The sequence below is a fragment of the Candidatus Effluviviaceae Genus I sp. genome (assembly GCA_016867725.1).
GTDB lineage: Bacteria > Joyebacterota > Joyebacteria > Joyebacterales > Joyebacteraceae > VGIX01.
Genome location: VGIX01000020.1, coordinates 1 through 15,839, shown reverse-complemented (window position 1 = coordinate 15,839; position 15,839 = coordinate 1). Strand labels below are relative to the sequence as shown.

Annotated in this window: 17 protein-coding genes and 2 pseudogenes; 8 read left to right on the top strand and 11 right to left on the bottom strand. The window is 69.6% G+C overall.

The annotated features are described in order from the left end of the window. The first annotated feature begins 67 nt into the window (after positions 1–67). Entirely contained in the window at positions 68–862 is a 795-nt protein-coding gene (locus FJY74_05965; GenBank protein MBM3307852.1) for a PD40 domain-containing protein, read from the top strand. Between the two features lie 39 nt (positions 863–901). On the opposite strand, the pseudogene FJY74_05960 reads toward FJY74_05965, so the two are convergent. The 3 genes and pseudogenes from FJY74_05960 to FJY74_05950 form a co-directional block, all read right to left on the bottom strand. Further along, positions 902–1,552, bottom strand: a pseudogene (locus tag FJY74_05960) (ABC transporter permease). Beyond that, positions 1,549–1,911, bottom strand: a complete 363-nt coding sequence (locus tag FJY74_05955; protein ID MBM3307851.1) for a hypothetical protein — start codon at positions 1,909–1,911, stop codon at positions 1,549–1,551. The pseudogene FJY74_05960 and the gene FJY74_05955 overlap by 4 nt, the downstream one beginning before the upstream one ends. A gap of 711 nt (positions 1,912–2,622) precedes the next feature. Next, positions 2,623–3,798: pseudogene (locus FJY74_05950) on the bottom strand (S8 family peptidase). 435 nt (positions 3,799–4,233) lie between these two features. Here FJY74_05950 and FJY74_05945 point away from each other — a divergent pair. Beyond that, the gene (locus FJY74_05945) at positions 4,234–5,364 is read left to right on the top strand and encodes a PLP-dependent cysteine synthase family protein (protein ID MBM3307850.1); all 1,131 of its coding nucleotides are present in this window, start codon (positions 4,234–4,236) and stop codon (positions 5,362–5,364) included. A 10-nt stretch (positions 5,365–5,374) separates the two neighbouring features. On the opposite strand, the gene mnmA is transcribed toward FJY74_05945, so the two are convergent. From mnmA to FJY74_05930, 3 genes are read right to left on the bottom strand one after another with little or no spacing between them, the layout of a single operon-like run. Beyond that, complete coding sequence (gene mnmA, locus FJY74_05940; protein MBM3307849.1) at positions 5,375–6,487, bottom strand: tRNA 2-thiouridine(34) synthase MnmA; 1,113 nt, start codon at positions 6,485–6,487, stop codon at positions 5,375–5,377. Further along, positions 6,475–7,470 (bottom strand): hypothetical protein, encoded by a 996-nt coding sequence (locus FJY74_05935; protein MBM3307848.1) that lies wholly within the window; start codon positions 7,468–7,470, stop codon positions 6,475–6,477. Before FJY74_05935 ends, mnmA begins: the two co-directional genes overlap by 13 nt. A 32-nt stretch (positions 7,471–7,502) precedes the next feature. Next, positions 7,503–7,961 carry an Rrf2 family transcriptional regulator gene (locus tag FJY74_05930; protein ID MBM3307847.1) on the bottom strand — a complete coding sequence of 153 codons (459 nt, stop codon included), beginning with the start codon at positions 7,959–7,961 and terminating at the stop codon, positions 7,503–7,505. 391 nt (positions 7,962–8,352) lie between these two features. Between FJY74_05930 and FJY74_05925 the strand changes: the two genes are divergently transcribed. The 6 genes from FJY74_05925 to FJY74_05900 all read left to right on the top strand — a co-directional run bounded on the left by FJY74_05925 (position 8,353) and on the right by FJY74_05900 (position 11,255). After that, positions 8,353–8,667 carry a nucleotidyltransferase domain-containing protein gene (locus FJY74_05925; GenBank protein MBM3307846.1) on the top strand — a complete coding sequence of 105 codons (315 nt, stop codon included), beginning with the start codon at positions 8,353–8,355 and terminating at the stop codon, positions 8,665–8,667. Between the two features lie 36 nt (positions 8,668–8,703). Next, positions 8,704–9,048: a hypothetical protein gene (locus FJY74_05920; GenBank protein MBM3307845.1), complete on the top strand. Its 345-nt coding sequence runs from the start codon at positions 8,704–8,706 to the stop codon at positions 9,046–9,048. Positions 9,049–9,321: 273 nt separating this feature from the next. Next, a complete protein-coding gene (locus FJY74_05915) occupies positions 9,322–9,924 on the top strand; it encodes a hypothetical protein (GenBank protein ID MBM3307844.1) in 603 nt (200 codons plus the stop codon). Then, positions 9,914–10,240: a transcriptional regulator gene (locus FJY74_05910; protein ID MBM3307843.1), complete on the top strand. Its 327-nt coding sequence runs from the start codon at positions 9,914–9,916 to the stop codon at positions 10,238–10,240. The genes FJY74_05915 and FJY74_05910 overlap by 11 nt, the downstream gene beginning before the upstream one ends. After that, on the top strand, positions 10,233–11,057 hold the full coding sequence (locus FJY74_05905) for a hypothetical protein (protein ID MBM3307842.1): 825 nt from the start codon (positions 10,233–10,235) through the stop codon (positions 11,055–11,057). The genes FJY74_05910 and FJY74_05905 overlap by 8 nt, the downstream gene beginning before the upstream one ends. After that, positions 11,058–11,255: a hypothetical protein gene (locus tag FJY74_05900; protein ID MBM3307841.1), complete on the top strand. Its 198-nt coding sequence runs from the start codon at positions 11,058–11,060 to the stop codon at positions 11,253–11,255. Here the strand turns inward: FJY74_05900 and pcaF are convergent. The 5 genes from pcaF to FJY74_05875 form a co-directional block, all read right to left on the bottom strand. Then, positions 11,252–12,460, bottom strand: a complete 1,209-nt coding sequence (pcaF, locus tag FJY74_05895) for a 3-oxoadipyl-CoA thiolase (protein MBM3307840.1) — start codon at positions 12,458–12,460, stop codon at positions 11,252–11,254. The genes FJY74_05900 and pcaF overlap by 4 nt on opposite strands. A gap of 29 nt (positions 12,461–12,489) precedes the next feature. Continuing rightward, positions 12,490–13,818: an aspartate aminotransferase family protein gene (locus FJY74_05890; GenBank protein MBM3307839.1), complete on the bottom strand. Its 1,329-nt coding sequence runs from the start codon at positions 13,816–13,818 to the stop codon at positions 12,490–12,492. Next, positions 13,815–14,516: a CoA transferase subunit B gene (locus tag FJY74_05885; GenBank protein MBM3307838.1), complete on the bottom strand. Its 702-nt coding sequence runs from the start codon at positions 14,514–14,516 to the stop codon at positions 13,815–13,817. The genes FJY74_05890 and FJY74_05885 overlap by 4 nt, the downstream gene beginning before the upstream one ends. After that, the gene (locus tag FJY74_05880) at positions 14,513–15,220 is read right to left on the bottom strand and encodes a 3-oxoacid CoA-transferase subunit A (protein ID MBM3307837.1); all 708 of its coding nucleotides are present in this window, start codon (positions 15,218–15,220) and stop codon (positions 14,513–14,515) included. Before FJY74_05880 ends, FJY74_05885 begins: the two co-directional genes overlap by 4 nt. Then, positions 15,220–15,839 (bottom strand): hypothetical protein (locus FJY74_05875; GenBank protein MBM3307836.1); only part of this gene is annotated, 620 nt, incomplete at its 5' end. The genes FJY74_05875 and FJY74_05880, both read right to left, overlap by 1 nt.

Sequence of the window (15,839 nt, the reverse complement as noted above, 5' to 3'; positions counted from 1 at the left end):
GGTGCACGCTGACGTGGTCCGTGTGGACCAGGCGAGGGGCGAGCTGCTCATGACAGGGGGGGAAGGCATGCACGCGAACGTGCTGATCTCGAAGTGGCAGTTGACCGTGTTCTCCTGCGCCGCGCTTCTGGCTGCGCTCCTGGCTCCAGGATGCGGGAGCGTGTCCGGCCCGGGAGACGACGACCTCGTCCCAGGGCGGATCATGTTCCAGACCTACCGCGACGGCAACGGCGAGATCTACTCCATGGAGTCGGACGGCTCGGACCCAGTGAACCTGACGAACAACCCCGCGGACGACGGCGAGGCCGGCGCGACGCGTGACGGGAGGAGGATCGCGTTCTCGAGCTACAGGGACGGCAACACCGAGATCTACGTGATGAACGCCAACGGCTCGGGCCAGACACGTCTGACGAACCACTCCGCCCGCGACGAGGAGCCTCAGTGGTCGCCGGACGGCAAGAGGATTGTCTTCGAGAGCTTCCGCTCGGGTGACCGACAGGTATGGTCCATGAAGGCCGACGGCAGCAACCTGCGCCAGCTGACGACGTCGTCGAACGGCAATGCGGAGCCGTTCTACTCGCCCGATGGCCAGAAGATCGTGTTCTACAGCACACGGAGCGGCGAAGCGCAGATCTACATCATGGACGCCGACGGCACGAACGTGGAGCAGCTGACGACCGGCGCCGGCCCCAACTCGGCACCGACCGTCTCGATCGATGGCACGCGGATCGCCTTCACCACGGAGCGGCACTCGCCCGGCTCGGGCAGCGAGGTGTACACGATCAACATCGACGGTTCGGACGAGACCCGGATCACCACAACGAGCACCTGGAACTGGGAGCCGTCCTGGCCGGGGAGGTAGCGCCGGCGGAGCGCCCCGGTCGTGGAGCGCCCCGGTCGAGGCGATCCACTTCCGCCTGATGTTGACAAGGCTTGCCGCGAAGAGCGCGATGCAGAAGGCGCCGAGGACCGCGAGGTCGAGGGCGAACGGCATGGAGTGGGCGCCGTGCACGCTCCCGTGCAGGAGGTCGGCGCCGTAGGTGAGGGGCAGCGCGTACGACAGGGGGCGGAGGAACACCGGCAGCTTCGCGATGGGGAAGAAGAGCCCACAGAGGAAGATCATCGGGAAGCGCAGAAAGTCCGAGAACGTTTGGGCCTCGAAGACCTCGCTCGCGGCGACCGCGACGAAGAGCCCGAGGAACGTGGATGCCACCCCGATCAGCGCCACCGCGGGCAGGAAGGTCCCCCGGGCGAGCCCCGACAGGTCGGCAAGGAAAGCGGCCATCGCGACCGGCACGAACGCGTTGGCGATGCCGAAGAGGATCGCGCCGCTCGTCTTCGCGAGCATGGACGTCGTTCCGAGCAGCACCGAGACCGCCACGACTCCCGGGAGGAGCGTCGGGATGCTCTCGAGGCCGCTTCCCGACCGGACGAAGGACATTCCCGTCCACGCCAGCGGGAAGATGATCCCCCAGCTGACGTTCGGCGGGTTCAGGCAGTAGGTCCGCATGTCCTTGCCGAGGATGCTCAGGAAGGCGGTCCAGAGTCTCACGGGCCGCCTCCCTTCTTCTCCTTCTCCCTGCGCATCGAGTCGGCCTCGATCCCCGTGATCTCCACGAAGACGTCCTCGAGCGGCGGGCGCACCCTGCGGGCCTCCACCACCTCGGCGCCGCGGTCCTCGAGGAACCGGATCAGCGGCCCGACGCGGACGGGTTCGTCCGACTCGACGCGGAGGGCACCGTCGCCCGTGAACTCCGCGCGGAGCTCCGGGAAGGACTCGGAGAAGCCGCGCGTGAGGTCTCCCGGCGCCTTTGAGAAGCTCACGCGCAGGGCGCGCTTCCTTTCGACGGGCTCAAGGAGGCGCCGGACCGAGTCGGTCCTGACGATCCGTCCCGACACGATGAACGCCAACAGCTGTGGCCGGACCCGACTCACGGATGATCCGGCCGCGGCAACGAGATGCAGGAGACTCCCGTAAGCGCCGGGCGACGTGAGACGGGCTGCCCCAGAGCCTGGACTGTGCTACCCCGGCGCAACACGAACACGCGCCCCGGCAAGAGCCGGGGCGCGCGTGTCTTGCAGTGCGTCGGCGCCATCACCTCAGAAGGTGACGGTCGCCGTGTTGGAACAGGTGGACGTGCCAGCCTGACACACCTGGTAGGTGTACGAGCCGCCTCCGACCCCGCCGATGTTGTCCGTGTAGGAGCCGCTGTTGGCGACGGTCGCGATCTTCGTCCCGTTCCGGAAGATGTCGATGTTCGTCGAGGTCGCGCCAGTCCACGTCAGGTCCGCATATTGGCGGCCCTTGATCTTGTACCCCACGGCGCTCAGAGTGATGTCACCGCCGGATGAGCTGGAGACCGAGACGCTCTTCGACGTGGAGCCCGTCGCACCGTCGTCGTCCGTCACCGTCAGCGACACCGTGTACGTTCCGCTCGAGGCGTACGTCTTGGTCGGGTTCTGGGCGGTCGAGGTGCTTCCGTCTCCGAAGTTCCACGCCCACGCCACCACGCTGCCGTCGGTGTCCGTGCTCTGATCGGTGAAGTACGCCGTGAGCTCCGAGGTCGTGTAGGTGAACGCGGCCGTCGGGGGGTTGTTGGACGGCGGGGGCGTGCTCCCCCACAGCGTGTAGAGCAGGTGGTTGTTCGTCGTGCTCGACTTCGTCACGATGCCCTTGGTCGTCTGGTCGTAGAGGAAGTCCCGCACCTGCTGCGGAGTGGCCCCCGGGTTCGTCTCCAGGTAGAGCGCCGCCGCGCCTGCCGCGTGGGGGGCGGCCATCGAGGTTCCGCTGATCGTATTGGTCGCCGTGTCGCTTGTGTACCACGCGGACGTGATGCTCGATCCCGGCGCGAAGAAGTCAACGCAGTTGCCGTAGTTGGCGTAGGAAGCCTTCGCGTCCGAGCTGGTGGTGGCGCTGACGGTCATCGCCTCGGGCACTCGGGCGGGGGAGTACTTGCATGCGTCGTCCTGACGGCCCGCGAAGTTGCCGTTGCCGGCCGCGACGGCGTAGCTGACCCCGGAGGCGATGGAGTTGCTCACCGCGGTGTCGAGGGTCGTGTTGGCGCTGCCCGTCAGGCTCATGTTCGCGACGGCGGGCTTCGCGGAGTGAGCCGTCACCCAGTCGATACCCGCCACGACGCCGCTCACCGAGCCGGACCCGTTGCAGTCGAGCACGCGCACCGACACAAGGGCAACCTGCTTGGCGACGCCGTACGTCGCGCCGCCGACGGTCCCGGCCACGTGCGTGCCGTGCCCGTTGCAGTCGCTGCCGTTTCCTCCGAAGGCGTCGAAGCCGAAGGACGCGCGTCCCCCGAACTCCTGGTGCGAGTAGCGGATGCCGGTGTCGAGGATGTAGGCGGTGACGCCCGAGCCGGTCTGGTTCCAGTGGTACTTGCCGTCGAGCGGAAGCTGCCGCTGGTCGACGCGGTCGAGGCCCCAGGTGGCGTTCGTCTGGGAACGGACGGCCCAGACGGTCTGGTCGGCCTCGATGTAGTCGACCAAGGGGTTCTGCCTGAGCGCCTCGATGGCCTGCTCCGGGAGGCGGGCGGCGAAGCCCTGGATGGCGTGCTGGTACGTGAACCGCAGCTCGCCTCCGTGGGCGGCCACCAGGCGGTTGGCGAGATCAGGCACGCCGCGGGTCCCCTCGTTGAACACGACGATGTACTGGCCCGGGATGACGTTCTCCTGACCGATGACGACCTTCTCGTCTCCGGCGCTCGACATCTCCGAAGGCGAGGACAGCATCTCGACGCGGCACCCTGCAAGCGCTGCAAGCAGGGTCGCCATCCAAACGACCATCGCGAGTCGCTTCATGGCACTTGGCCCTCCGGTCGCGTCTGACTCGCGCACGCGGCTGCTTGCGCCGCAGTGCAGGGACACCACAGCAACGATCTACAACACTTGACGACGGCAATCAACTGAGACTCAGGCGGGATCCGGTGCAGGCGCGCGGTGGCGATGGCCTGGCGTACTGGGCCTGATGCGGCTCGAGAGGTCGGCTGTCTGATGCAGTTGCACCGCCTCTTGATGTAGCACGCAGGCGGGAGACGATAGCCTCCGCCGCACCCGCCGAGCCGTTCCGACCGGCGCTCCCGGGTCTGGACGCGGAACTCGCGGGGGGATAGCATGGAGGCTCGCCGTCGCCCGGCGCCGCCGGATCGGGCGCTTCCGGGCGCGCGGCACGAAGCCCGAGTCGTCGATGTGCCGGATCGCAGCGGCGCTGCCGGAGGGACGATGATGCGAACCCGCACGGAGTCGCAGCGCGTCGAGAGCCGCACGAAGGGACTTCGCTCGCTGATCGGCAACACGCCGCTTCTCGCGATCGAGTTCTCCTTCCGCGGACGCGCGCGCACGATCTACGCGAAGGCCGAGCACCTGAACACCACCGGGAGCATCAAGGACCGGATGGCGTTCCACATCGTCGCGCGCGGCTACGAGCGGGGCACGCTCAGGCCGGGGGACCTCATCGCCGAGGCGACAAGCGGGAACACGGGCATCGCCTTCGCGGCGATCGGCCGCACGCTCGGACACCCTGTCGTCATCTTCATGCCTGACTGGATGAGCGCGGAGCGCGTGAGCCTCATCAGGAGCCTCGGCGCCGAGGTGGTCCCTGTGAGCGCGGCGGAAGGCGGGTTCGTCGGGAGCATTCGGCGAGCCGAGGAGCTGGCCGCGGGGCGGGAGCGCGTCTTCCTGCCGAGGCAGTTCTCCAACGAGGACAACGTCGAGGCGCACTACGAGACGACCGGGCCGGAGATCTGGTGGCAGCTCCGGTTCCATTCTCTCCACCCCGACGCCTTCGTGGCGGGCGTCGGGACCGGCGGCACCATCATGGGAGCGGGCCGGTATCTGAAGGAAAGGCGTTCCTCGATCCGCCTCCACCCGCTCGAGCCGGCAAGCTCGCCGACGCTCTCGACCGGCTGCCGGGTGGGCCACCACCGGATCCAGGGCATCTCGGACGAGTTCATCCCGCCCATCGTGGATCTGAGCGCGCTCGACAGCGTGGTCGCGGTTGACGACGGCGACGCCATCCTCATGGCGCAGAAGCTCGCGAGCGAGCTGGGGCTCGGCGTCGGCATCTCGTCCGGCGCGAACTTCCTCGGGGCCCTCATGGTCCAGGAGGAACTCGGTGCGGACGCCGTCGCCGTCACGGTCTTCCCCGACGACAACAAGAAGTACCTGACGACCGACCTCCTGCGGGAGGAGCCGATCAAGCGCGGGTTCCTCGCTCCCGACGTGAAGCTGCTCGGCGTGCGCGCATTCAAGCGCGTGTGCTACACGTGCTGCGACCCGGGCGAGTGCGAGGACGTGGCGTCCAGGTTCATCGCCGAAGAGGGCGCGCTGCCCCACTGCCCGAGAAGGCAGTGAGGCGCGCCGCTCACGCCGCCTGTCTGATCCAGCCCCGCCCCAGGACGGACTCCCCGTCGTAGAGCACGGCCGCCTGGCCGGGCGCCGGCGCGCGGACCGGGCGGTCCGTGACGATCAGCGTCTCGTTCCCCGGCGCGATCTCCGTGCGCGCGCGAACCGCCGGGCTCCCGTGGCGGACCTGCACCTCGCAGCGCAGGGAACGCCCCTCGGGCGGCTCGTCCAGCCACGACATCCCGCCAGCCATGATCCGCGAGCGCTCGAGGTCGCGCTCGTCGTCCGTCACGACGACGGCCGCATCCTCGCGGCGGATGGCGGCGACCCAGTGAGGCCTCCCCGTCGCGATGCCGAGGCCGGTCCGCTGGCCGACGGTGTAGAGGTGGATGCCGGCGTGCCGGCCGAGCGTCGTGCCGTCGCGGTCCACGATGGGGCCCGGGGCCTCGGCGGCGCCGAAACGGAGGCGGAGCGTCTCGGCGAAGGTCATGCCGGGGGCGACGAGACACGCGTCCTGGCTCTCGCCGGCGTCCGCGCACGGGAGGCCGGCGGACCGAGCGAGGGCGCGCACGTCGGACTTCGACATGCCGCCGACGGGGAAGAGGGCCGCCGCGAGCTGGTCTCTCGTCAGGCCGGCAAGGAAGTACGACTGGTCCTTCGCCGCGTCGGGCGCCCGAAGGAGACTGACCGCGCCGTCGGCCCCGCGCTGCACGCGGGCGTAGTGGCCGGTCGCCACGGCCGAGGCGCCGGCGTCACGCGCCCAGTTCCGCAGGAAGCCGAACTTGATCCGCTCGTTGCAGAGGAAGCACGGGCTGGGCGTGCGCCCCGCCGCGTACTCGTTCCACGCCGGCCGGAGCACCCGCTCGTCGAACTCGCGGACGCACGAGACCACGTAGTGCCGGATGGCGAGCCGGTCCGCCACCGCCCGCGCCCGCGCGATGCCGTCGGCGCTGCAACACGACCTGGTGGGCCCCGACTCGTGGCACTTCTGAAGCCGCAGGGTGACGCCGATCACGTCGTGCCCCTGCTCGCGGAGGAGCAGAGCGGCGACGCTGCTGTCCACGCCGCCGCTCATGGCGACGACGATGCGGCGCGGCCCCGGTTCCGGGCTCGAGCGGGTCAGATGGTCCACAGAGCGACCTCGTCCTGGGTCACTGGTCTGCCAGGGGGACAGACCACGGTGGTGCCGTTGTGCGTGAGGACCGCCTCCGATGCCCTCGCCTTCCTGGCGAAGAAGAGGAGCAGCCCCGCCACCGTCGCGAGGTTGTCGTGGGCGAACGAGCCGCAGAGCAAGGCCGTGGGGCCGGGGCCGCTCCTGAGTTCGACGCGGGGCAACCCGTCGGCGAGCCCTTCGAGACGCTCGTTCTCCTCGCGGTTGCGTCCGAGCACGACCTTCAGGTCCTCGCGGAGCCGCAGGTGGCGTCCAATCGTCGCGAGCTTCGCGTCCCGGACCCCCCAGTCCGGGCAGCGGGCGAACAGGTCCCGCATCCGCCTCGCGATGATCGGGTCGGTCAGGAGGCACCCGCCCGCCGGACAACCGAAGACGTCGATGCTCTTCTTCCGGGCGAGGTCCAGCTGCGCCGCGCGGCTGCGGCCGCGGATGCCCAGGAGAGCCTCGCGGTTCACGAGGCCCTCCCGCTCCGGGATCGTCGGCTCCAGCAGGTGGGCGGACAGCGGGCGGAGCAGCCTGCCAACGAGGCCGCTCTCGCGCTCGATGAGGTCGAGCGCGCGGCGATGCTGCGACATCGGGCGCTGGGCCAGCACCTCGCCGGTCACGACGAACGAGGCGCTCGTCTCTTCCATGAGCGCCGCGGCCCGCCGGAGCATGTAGATGCGGCAGTCGATGCACGGGTTGAGCCCGCGTCCATGTCCGAAGCGCGGGTTCTCGACGATGCGAAGATACTCCATGCCCTTGTTCTCGACCCTGATCTCGACGCCGAGCGTGCGTGCCACCTCAGAGGCCAGATGGCAGCCTCCGGGGCTGCGGGGGCTGCACGTGCAGAACGGCCCGACGAAGTTCAGCGCGAGCACCCCGATGCCCTGTTCGAGCACGGCCGAGATCGCCAGCGTGCTGTCGAGCCCCCCGGAGAGGAGGCCGATCGCCGTCGCGCGCATGGGTCCTCCCCGGGCGCCCTCGGCCCCGGCCGTCAACTCTCGACTCCTCGCGCGTCGCGACCTGGAGCCGCTCTCTGCTGCTTCACCGTGTGCCGCGCGGCGAGCTCGTCCATGGTGAGCGAGGCGAGCACTCCGTCCACCGCCCGTGCCACGTCGCACCACACGTCGCGTGCGGCGCACCGCCGCGACCTTGGGCACGAGAGGGCGTCGTGCACGCAGGCGACCGGGGCGAGCGGGCCCTCGAGCGCGGCCACCACCTCGCGCGCGGTGATCGCGGATGGCTCGCGAGTCAGCGCGTATCCTCCTCGCGGTCCGCGCACGGCCGTCACGATGCCCGCGGCGCCGAGTCGGGCCGCGAGCACGCGCACGTACTTGCCCGAGATGCCCTGGTTCCTGGCGATGGCGCTTGCGGTCATCGGACCCCGGCCGCGGCAGGCTGCGAGCTCCATCACCACGCGCAGCCCGTAGCGTCCCCTGGTCGTTACCCTCATGGCTCCCTCCGTGCCCCGATGCTGTCACGGCTTCTGCGGATTGTCAAGTGAACCGCTTGACTTTGTGCGGGGCTGCTCTTGGCTGCCATCGCCGGTCAATCGTACGGCGTGACCATACGATGCGACCGTGCTTCCAGACGTGCTGCCGTCCCGCGCCCGCGCTGAGATCTCCCGGCTCCTGTATGGGGTATCCGCGCGGGAGGCCCATCTGCGCGAGATCGAGCGGCGCTCCGGGCTTGCGGTCGGGACCGTCCAGTAGGAGGTCAAGAAGCTCGAGGCGACGGAGCTTCTGGTCTCCCGCAGGGGCCGCAGCCGGCTGTACTGCGGCGCGAGCACAGCCCATCCGCTCCACGAGGATATCCCCAACCTGGTTCTCAAGACGTCGGGTCTGGTGGAGGTGCTGCGCGAGGCCCCGGCGGGGAAGGGCATCGGTGCGGCCTTGGTGTTCGGCTCAGTCGCACGGGGAGGAGAGGGCGCGGCGAGCGATGTGGATCTCATGGTCGTCGCGGGTGTCGGGCTCAAGACGGTCTCCGGCCGGCTGAGCGGTGCGTCCGAGAGGCTCGGTTATGAGGTGAACCCGCATGTGATGGACGCCGGCGAGCTCCGCCGGAGGCGGGAGTCGGGCGATCACTTCGTCCTGCGCGTGCTCGAGTCGCGGAAGCTGTTCGTGGTGGGGGATCAGGATGAGCATGCGCGACTGGGCTGAGAGCGGCTGGCTCCGTGCTCGCACGACAAGACGATCTTGCTCTACGCCGGAGGCTACCGTCCCGGGCACGCGCTCCATCACTACCGGGCGATCCAGGCGCTCGGGCTGATCCTCGGGGCGGACAGGAGTGCCGACGTCGAGTACCTCGAACTCTGCCACAAGAAGCCGAACATCATCGGATACGGCGCCGCGGGAACGATGGGCGCCCCAGAGGCAGATGAGCTAGCGGCATTCGTGGTGGGACTGCGCGAGGCCGTCGTTCTGGGGCTGCGCGGACATCATCCGGAGTTGCTCGGGGCGCAGGATCGTGCTGGCGGCCAGATGGATGGCAGACGTGCAAGGAGCCCGGGTCAGGTGACCCGGGCTCTTTCATGTTGGTAGCGCTTATGACGCCCAAAGGAAGAAGAGGCCAGTAGCGGTGACGCAGGTGAGGTTCACGCGGTTGCGGAGCGCCCCCCGACGGGGGCCCGAACCAGAGTGCGGCGGAAGTCGTGAACACGGGCCCCGGGAACCTGCTGCGGGGGCCTCTCGTTGACGCCCTCGGGCCCCGGCGAGGCCCCGCGGCAAAGAAGGGGCTTGACACCGAGAGGGTTCTCGGGCACGCTCACTTTGTCATGCAAAGGCCTTTGAGCCACGAACAGAAGGAGGCCCGCTGTGGCAGGGGATCGGATCGGGGAGCAGTTGTCGCTCATTCGGGCGACGATCGAGAGGAGCAAACGCGAGACAGCGGAGTCGGGGTGGTTCCTCATCTGGGCCGGGCTGCTCGGCGTCGCCGCCGTGCTGGTCGTGGGATGGCTGGAAGCGGCGCACCTTCATCGCCTTGTCCTGCCGACGATGGGGGTCCTGTTCGGAGCGATCGGCGCGGCCGGGTACGTCGTTGCCGCGCGTCGCGCCCGGACAGTGGGGGCGCGCTCGTATCCCGCCGCCGTCTGCCGCGCCGTCTGGTGCGCGTGCGCGGTGTCGGCGGTGATCGCCCTCTTCCTCCTGCCCGCTCTGCGCGTCTATCCGTGGAGCGTCGCGCCCGTTCTCGGCGCGCTCCTCACGGGGCTCGGAGTCTGCGCGTCCGGGGTCATCTTCGAGACGCCCGCGGTCGCGTGGTCCAGCCTCGCCTGGTGGGGCGGGGCGGTGGTGATGGCGGTGGTCGGGCGGCGGTTCAGTGGACCGATCATGGCGGCGGTACTGCTCTTCGGGATGGTGCTCCCCGGCGTCATCCTGAACGGCCGGGCAAGGCGGTCGCGGGGGACCCATGAGGGCTGAGCGCGACTTCGAGTTCGACCTCCTGATCCACTCCCCGGTCAGGCTCGCCGTCCTCTCCGTTCTCTCAGAGCTGGAGGACGCCGACTTCGTCTTCCTGAGGGAGACGGTCGGGGCCACGGACGGGAACCTGAGCACTCACCTGGCCCGGTTGGAGGAGGCCGGCTACGTGCGGATCAGGAAGGCCTTCGCGAACAGGAAGCCGCGCACGACGTGCGCGATCACGCCGAAGGGGAGGAAGGCCTTCGTGGCCTACCTCGAGCATCTGGAGCGAATCGTCCGGACCCATAGGGGCGTGAAGGGAGGACGCTATGCGTAGGGCCGTGATTCCCATGGCAGTCCTGATGCTGGCAGCCGCGTCGCCCGCGGCACCACGAGCCGAGCGCGTCGACGACCACCTTGCGGCGTTCCCAATTGCGCTCCGCGAGGCCGGCGGCGGTCCCCAGGCGTACACGCTCGACTACGACCTGTTCACGAGGGACATCACCGGAGCAACGCTGAGCCGCGTGCGCGTCGCCGCCACCTACACGAGGCAGCTCGAGGGCGCGCGCATGCGGTGGAGCGGAGTCACAGTCGCGGGCGCGGCAGGGGCCGACGAGCCCCCTCGGCCCGGAAGCCCGCTCGAGGCGATGGAGGGTCTCGAGTACGGGCTGGGCCCCGAGATCGTCGAGGAGCCGCTGTACGAGCGCTTCGCCGACGAGGACGTCAGGCACCTCGCCAAGACGATGGTGTGGGACGGCGCGATGGTCGAGGCCTTCGATCTCCTCCTCGGGACCTTCGGCGCGCTCCGCCTGAACGAGTCCGCGGGCGTCGCCGAGTTCGAGGACTTCGACGTGCGAATGGGCGACTGGGGCAGCCTCAAGATGCGCGGCCTCCGAGTCACGTGGTCGGGGGTCTCGATCATGCACGGGGAACCGTGCGCCGTTGTCCTCTACGAGTCGCTATCGAATCCCGTCGACGCGGGAACCGTGCGCGGCCGCTCCTGCTACTGGGGCCAGTTCTGGGTCTCGTGCGAGGACGGCGACATCGAGTGCCTGACGTTGAACGAGGACGTCATCCTCGAGATGCCCGCTGGGGGCACGACCGGCGCGCTCCTGAACATACAGCGCGAAGTCAGGTTCGAGAAGGCGGGCTGAGTGGCGAGCGACGAACGCGCGTGGCTCGAGATCCACCGCTGCGCGGAGCGCATGCTCGAGCGCGGCGTGCCCGCGGCGCTGCGCTCCCGGCTCCTGAGCGACGTGCTGCGGGCGCCCGACGGCGATCCCCGGCTCTCAGCGGCGCGGGCGGCGGCCGGCCGAGGGGCGCGTCGCCTGCGAGGGCGCGGCACACCCTAGCCGGATGCTGCCTCGATCACCGCGGCGATGCCCTGCCCGACGCCGATGCACATCGTGCAGAGCGCGTAGCGCCCCGCCGTGCGGCGGAGCTGGTAGACCGCCGTCGTGACGAGCCGCGCGCCGCTCATGCCGAGGGGATGTCCGAGCGCGATCGCGCCTCCGAGCGGGTTGATCCGCGGGTCGTCGTCCGCGAGGCCGAGCTGCCTGCTGCACGCGAGCGCCTGCGCCGCGAACGCCTCATTGAGCTCTATGATGTCCATCCGGTCCAGCGCCATGCCGAGCCTGGCCAGCAGCTTCCGCGTGGCCGGTACCGGGCCGATGCCCATGATGCGCGGGGGGACGCCGGCGGCCGCCGTGCCGAGGACGCGGGCGAGGGGCCGAAGACCGTGCTTCACGACGGCCGCCTCGGAGGCAAGGATGAGGGCCGCGGCTCCGTCGTTCACACCCGAGGCGTTCCCGGCGGTGACCGTCCCCGGATCCGCGAAGAGGGGCCGGAGCTTGGCCAGCTTCTCCAGGGACGTGCTCCGAGGATGCTCGTCGCTCGTCACGACGGCGGGTTCACCCTTCGGCTGCGGGACCTTGACCGGCGTGATCTCCTCCGCCAGGCGTCCGTCGGCCATCGCGGCGGCCGCCTTCGACTGGCTCCACATCGCGAAGCGGTCCTGGTCCTCGCGGCTGATCTTGAACTCCCGGGCCAGGTTCTCAGCCGTGATCGGCATCGGGTCGGACCCGTAGCGCTCGTGCATGCGCGGGTTGACGAACCGCCACCCGATGGTCGTGTCGAAGATCTCGGCAGTCCGGTCGAACGCCTTCGTCGCCTTGCCCATGACGAACGGCGCGCGCGACATGCTCTCGACGCCCCCGGCGATGACGAGTTCGGCCTCGGATGTCCGGATGGCGTTGGCGGCCGCGCCGACCGCGGCCATGCCCGAGCCGCACAGCCGGTTGAGCGTGCAGCCCGGGACCGTGTCGGGTAGCCCCGCCAGCAGGAGGGCCATGCGCGCGACATTCCGGTTGTCCTCGCCGGCCTGGTTGGCACAGCCGAGGAGCACGTCGTCCACGGCCGCCGGGTCGAGGCCGGCGTTCCGGGTCGTGAGGGCGCTCACGGGAACGGCGGCGAGGTCGTCGGCGCGGACCGGAGCGAGCGAACCGCCGTAGCTGCCTATCGGGGTACGGACGGCATCACAGATGAACACGTCCCGCATGGTCTCATCTTCCTGTCTGAGTGAGCGTGTCAGGCCGAGGAGTCGCGGAGGGTCTTGATCTTCCGGAGTCCAGCCAGCACCGCTTCAGTGAGCGCGTCGATCTCCCGCTCCGTCATCACGGTCGAGAGCATGGCCGTGCCGGTGCTTATCATGATGAACCCGCTGTCGAACAGGTGGTCGAGGAGCGCCTTCAGCATTCCGGCCTCCTCCGGCGTCGCGAAGGAGGACCGGTAGTCGGTCGGGGGCTCGGGCTTGAAGTGAATGCGGAACATGGATGCCGCCCCGGTAACGCACGCCGGGACGCCCGCGACGCTGATCGCCTCCGTGATCTGGCGTCGCGCCCTGTCGCCCAGCGCGTTCACGCGCTCGACGGCCGCGCGGTCGAAGAGCTTCATCGCCGTGTGGCCGGCCGTCATCGTGATCGGGTTGGCGGAGAACGTGCCCGCGTGCGGGAAGAGCGGGTTCCCGGAGAGGGGGTTCATCACGTCCATCACCTCTCGCCGTCCCGCCAGCGCGCCGACCGGGAACCCGCCCCCGATCATCTTCCCCATGGCGGTGAGATCGGGGCGGACGTCGTGCAGCTCCTGGACGCCGCCGTAGCCGGCCCTGTACGTGATGACCTCGTCGAACACGAGCAGGACGCCCCGTTCGCTCGTCCACGCGCGGAGAGCGGACAGGAACTCCGGGCGGATGGGGATGAGTCCGACGCGGTGCGGCACGGGATCGACGAGAACGCACGCGAGCCGGTCTGCGTGATCGTTCAGGATGGCCACGGCCCGTTCGGGGTCGTTGAACGGGATGACGACCACCTCGTCGAGCACCGACTGCGGCGTTCCGCGCGCCACGGCCACGCTCGCGGGGTGGTCGGGCGCCCCCCACGTGGCGGGAGCGGCGGTCTCGCTGATCTCCGCGTAGTCGTACAGCCCGTGGTACGCGCCCTCGACCTTCGCGATCATGGGGCGCCCCGTGTAGGCCCGCGACGCCTTCAGGCAGGCCATGACCGCCTCCGTGCCGGAGTTCACGAACCGGATCTTCTCGAAGGCGGGGGAGCGGCCGCACATGTGCTCCGCGTACTCGACCTCCTGCTCGGTGCCGAGCGTGAACGCCGTGCCGCGCGCAAGCTGCGCGGTCACCGCCTCCACGATCGCGGGGTGCGCGTGGCCGTGGATGAGCGACGCCATGTTGTTCGCGAAGTCGACGCGCTCCACGCCCTCGACGTCGAGCACGCGGCAGCCGCGGCCTCGCGCCGCGTAGAGGGGATGAGGCCTGCGGAGGATCGTGTTCCGGCTGACGCCGCCGGGCATGACCTTGAGAGCGCGTTCGTACAGCTGCTCGCTGCGGCTCTTCGGCGGTGTCATGCTCGACGACCTCGAGCGTCGCCGGGCGCCTCAGACTCGCCGCCCGCGGTGAGCGGCGCGCCCGTCTGCGTTCGAAGGTAGTCCAGGTCGGCTCCCGGCGCGAGGTCGATGACGACGAGACCCCCCGGCCGCACCTCGAGCACCGCGAGGTCGGTGTAGATGCGGTTCACGACGCGCCTGCCGGTCAGAGGGTAGGTGCAGGACGGGACGATCTTCGGTTCGCCGGCCTTGGTGACGTGCTGCGTGATGACGTAGATGGTCTTCACGCCGGCGACGAGGTCCATCGCGCCGCCGACGGCCGGGATGCTGCCGGGCTCGCCGGTCGTCCAGTTGGCCAGGTCTCCCTCGGCCGACACCTGCAGGGCGCCGAGCACGCAGAGGTCTATGTGCCGTCCTCGGATCATGCAGAAGCTGTCGGCGTGGTGGAAGTACGCCGCGCCGGGGATGGCCGTCACCGCCTTCTTGCCGGCGTTGATGAGCTCGGGGTCCTCGTCGCCAGGCGCCGGCGGCGGGCCCATGCCGAGAAGGCCGTTCTCGGTGTGGTAGATGACCTCACGGCCCTCGGGGACGAACTTGGCCACCAGTTCGGGGATGCCGATGCCCAGGTTGACGTAGGAGCCGTCGGGGATGTCGATGGCCAGGCGCCTGGCCATGTCGTCCCGGCTCCACCCTTTCTGGGCCTTGGGTTCGCTCGTCATGGGTACTTCCGCCCCTCCCGCACCAGCACCGACTCCTGCGCCGGCTCCGCCACGTGCACCACGCGATGCACGAAGATCCCGGGCGTCACCACGCACTCCGGGTCGATCTCGCCCGGCCGGACGATCTCCTCCACCTGCACGATCGTCGTCTCGGCGGCCGTGCACATGATGGGCCCGAAGTTGCGCGCCGTCTTGTTGTACACGAGGTTGCCGTAGCGATCGGCCCGCCTGGCTCTCACGAGCGCGAAGTCGCCCCTCAGACCGTACTCCATCACGCAGTCGTGGCCGTCGAAACGCCGCAGCTCCTTGCCTTCCTGAAGAACGGTCCCCACGCACGACGGCGTGTAGAACGCGGGGATGCCCGCGCCGCCGGCTCGGATGCGCTCCGCGAGCGTCCCCTGCGGGACCAGCTCGAGCTCGATCCTGCCGGCGCGGTACAGCTCGGGGAAGACCCTCGATCCCTCGGTGCGAGGGAAGGAGCAGATCATCTTCCGGACCTGCCCGTTCCTGATGAGCGCCGCAAGGCCGACCTCACCGCTTCCGGTGTTGTTGCTCACCACCGTGAGGTCCCCGGCGCCGTGGTCGATGAGGGCGTGGATGAGCTCGATCGGGCTCCCGGCCTCGCCGAAGCCTCCGATGAGGACCGTCGCGCCGTCGCCGATGTCGCGCACGGCGTCGGCGACGGACGCCACCTGCTTGTCGATCATTGCCCCTCCGGCGACGACGTCCCGGGCCCGCGGCCCGCCTCCGAGTCCCTCTTGGCGATCTTCCGCCCGCGAAGCGCCTCGACCAGAGCGGCCTCGATCTCCCGCTGCCCCTTCCTGAAGAAGAACTCCGGGCGGTCGAAGGGCAGCAGAAGGTCGATGGTGTTCTGCTTGTCGTCGTACTTCGCGAGGAACACGCCGTTCAGCCACTTCATGTCGCGGCCCTCGGTGAACTTCAGGGCGAACGCCTTCTCCCCGTTCACCTCGGTGGTTCCCAGGAGCGAGATCTTCCCCGCCGACGATGTCATCGAGATGTAGCGGGTGGGCCTGTAGAGGGACGCGAGCGAGCGGTGAATGAGGTCCGCGATCTTCGCCACGGCGGAGAGCGGTGCGGTGAAGTAGTGGTGTTCCCCGGTGGGTCTTGCGAGGTACATCGAGTGGAACCCGATCTGGAGATGGCCCATGAGGCGGGCAAGCTCGATCCAGTTCCGCGCGGTGCGCTCGACGTCGACGTCGCCCTTCGCGTCTTCGAAGAGGCTCACGTGGTTCATCATCGGGCTCTGGTTGCGCACGACGACGTGGTGCCGCTGCAGCCTGCGGACGGCCGCGATCGTGCTCG

What these genes read in the sequence shown, in the direction of transcription:
- FJY74_05930 (MBM3307847.1), bottom strand. Translation starts at nt 7,961, where the DNA reads ATGAGGGTAACGACCAGGGGACGCTACGGGCTGCGCGTGGTGATGGAG.
- FJY74_05885 (MBM3307838.1), bottom strand. Translation starts at nt 14,516, where the DNA reads ATGACGAGCGAACCCAAGGCCCAGAAAGGGTGGAGCCGGGACGACATG.
- pcaF (MBM3307840.1), bottom strand. Translation starts at nt 12,460, where the DNA reads ATGCGGGACGTGTTCATCTGTGATGCCGTCCGTACCCCGATAGGCAGC.
- FJY74_05905 (MBM3307842.1), top strand. Translation starts at nt 10,233, where the DNA reads ATGCGTAGGGCCGTGATTCCCATGGCAGTCCTGATGCTGGCAGCCGCG.
- FJY74_05890 (MBM3307839.1), bottom strand. Translation starts at nt 13,818, where the DNA reads ATGACACCGCCGAAGAGCCGCAGCGAGCAGCTGTACGAACGCGCTCTC.
- FJY74_05965 (MBM3307852.1), top strand. Translation starts at nt 68, where the DNA reads ATGCACGCGAACGTGCTGATCTCGAAGTGGCAGTTGACCGTGTTCTCC.
- FJY74_05945 (MBM3307850.1), top strand. Translation starts at nt 4,234, where the DNA reads ATGATGCGAACCCGCACGGAGTCGCAGCGCGTCGAGAGCCGCACGAAG.
- FJY74_05910 (MBM3307843.1), top strand. Translation starts at nt 9,914, where the DNA reads ATGAGGGCTGAGCGCGACTTCGAGTTCGACCTCCTGATCCACTCCCCG.
- FJY74_05935 (MBM3307848.1), bottom strand. Translation starts at nt 7,470, where the DNA reads ATGCGCGCGACGGCGATCGGCCTCCTCTCCGGGGGGCTCGACAGCACG.